Genomic DNA, 1303 nt, shown 5'->3' on the forward strand with positions numbered 1-1303 from the left:
GCTCGACGAGATCCGCGCCGCGGTGACCCGACCATGGGCGCTGATGGAGGTCTGCGGCGGCCAGACCCACACCATCATCCGGCACGGCATCGACCGCTCGACCCGTGCGAGGTCGCACGGGAGATCGCCTCTTGATGGGACCTCTCAGAGCCGCCAGTCGTTGATCACTGTGCAGACCGCGCTCTGGCTGCACCCGCCCGCGACCGACCGCGGCACCGGCGGCCCTCCTCCCCTGCCGGGGATGCAGAGCCGCCTGGGCGCGCTCGACTGAAAGGGCGCGCGCTGCATGGACCCTGGGCCCGAGCGGCATACGCCGCCGCTCAGCCAGTCGTCCGACTGACCCGAGCACCAGTGCGCTGGTGACACGCGCCGCAACCGCCGTCAGCAGCACCATCCGGCTGCGGTAGACGAGGGCCCGGGACACACCGGCCGCCTCCGCCACAACGTCGAGCGAGATTTTGTCCGGCGGCCGGTGCGTAAAGAGCGTGAGCGCGGCGGCGAGGAGCTGCTTACGGCGCTGCTCGACGCTGAGCCGTCGGTACGCACGGGTCGCTGGAGCGGGGCTGGTCATGCTCCGCAGCGTAACCGCACTGTTCGCCACCGTACGGGTCGGCGACGAGTATCACGCCAGCAGCCCGGACGCCTTCCACAGCCGTCGGCCGGGCCCCCGCAGCACCCCGATGTCGTCCAGGAAGTCGGTGAGCCGCTTTGCACCCGACTGCATCACCTCTCGCCGGTGTCCGCTCGCCTTCACTTGCGCGACCGCCTCCCGCCGGTCCAGGCCGATATTCGTGTACACCTGCGGATTGACGAAGCAGATGGAGAAGCCCCGCGCCGCTTCTCCGCTGCCGATCCGGGTGACCTCCTGCTCCCAGCGCGGCGCGGTCACCATCTGGCGCCGCAACTCCTCGCGGGCGTACCGCACATGCCGTGCCTCCTCCACCACATGGATACGGGTGACGCCGCGCACCAGCGTCTGGACGCGCTCGTCCGGGAAGGTCAGGCGCTGCATCCAGTCGAGGATCTCCTCGCCGAGCAGTGTGGTGGCGAACGAACCGGGCGTGGTCGAGACGGTCTTCAGCACGCGTGCCAGATTGTGGTACATCCGCGGCACCGGATAGGCGGGCGCCCCGCTCTTCTGGATCATCTTGGCGAACATCATCGAGTGCCGGCACTCGTCCGCGATCTCGGTGAGCGCGTAGCGCACGTGGTTGCTGGTCACGGACTTGTCGTAGATGTGGCGCACCAGCAGCTGCATCAGGATGATCTCGAACCAGATGCCGAGCGAGGCGAGTGAAGCGGC

Annotated in this window: 1 protein-coding gene and 2 pseudogenes; 1 reads left to right on the forward strand and 2 read right to left on the reverse strand. The window is 68.9% G+C overall.

Annotated elements, in window-relative coordinates; genetic code table 11:
• Window positions 1-97, forward strand: a pseudogene (locus ABZ070_RS37415) (hypothetical protein); the annotation flags it as partial.
• Window positions 98-400: 303 nt separating this feature from the next.
• Here ABZ070_RS37415 and ABZ070_RS37420 read toward each other — a convergent pair.
• Both ABZ070_RS37420 and ABZ070_RS37425 read right to left on the reverse strand, forming a co-directional pair.
• Window positions 401-571: pseudogene (locus tag ABZ070_RS37420) on the reverse strand (TetR family transcriptional regulator); the annotation flags it as partial.
• 51 nt (window positions 572-622) lie between these two features.
• On the reverse strand, window positions 623-1303 hold a 681-nt coding region (locus ABZ070_RS37425), incomplete at its 5' end, for a diiron oxygenase (protein WP_356640672.1).

Origin of the sequence: Streptomyces sp. NPDC006283 (genome assembly GCF_040613325.1) — a bacterium.
GTDB lineage: Bacteria > Actinomycetota > Actinomycetes > Streptomycetales > Streptomycetaceae > Streptomyces.